1 protein-coding gene is annotated in these 581 nt (G+C 63.7%); it reads left to right on the top strand.

Annotated features, from left to right (window positions below; translation table 11 throughout):
* Nucleotides 1-199: 199 nt before the first annotated feature.
* On the top strand, nucleotides 200-581 hold a 382-nt coding region (locus EN745_RS35580), incomplete at its 3' end, for a glycosyltransferase (protein WP_127423359.1).

The following is a 581-nucleotide window of genomic DNA, read 5'->3' as shown; positions in this document are numbered from 1 at the left end:
GGTCGACCAGCCCCGAAGGCTGCAATGTCGGCACGCACGATCTGTTCCATTTTAGCCCTCTCCCAAGGACTGTCAGCAGGCTGTCGAATCGCTCTGTTCATGAAACTATTCCTATTTTCTTGATGGGAACAAAGCAAGAACTTTTTATGCCACATGCAAGAACTGGCGCTGCGCGCGGCTTTCCGCTATTCGGCTGGCAATGCTCAGCGTGCTCATTGAAACCCTGAATGACGAAGAGGGCCTTGCCCGCACGCTTGCCTCGCTGATCGGCGGCGCGGTCGAAGGCGTGGTGCGCGACGTCGTCGTCTGCGATACCGGCTCGACCGACCAGACGCACCGCGTTGCCGACCATGCCGGCTGCCACTATGTCGCAGGCGGCATTTCCGTCGGTATCCGGCAGGCCAAGGGCGACTGGCTGCTGTTGCTGGAGCCCGGGGCGCGGCTGTCGGACGGCTGGATCGACGAGGTCGTGGCCCACATGGCGAGGCACACAATGCCGGCGCGCTTTTCCCGCGCGCGCGGCAGCCGCGCGCCATTCCTGGCCAGGGTCTTCTCCGGCAACAGGGCGCTGGCCGAGGGGC

The organism is Mesorhizobium sp. M4A.F.Ca.ET.022.05.2.1 (assembly GCF_003998845.1).
In the GTDB taxonomy this organism is placed as follows: domain Bacteria; phylum Pseudomonadota; class Alphaproteobacteria; order Rhizobiales; family Rhizobiaceae; genus Mesorhizobium.
This window is presented reverse-complemented; position numbering and strand designations above follow the sequence as displayed.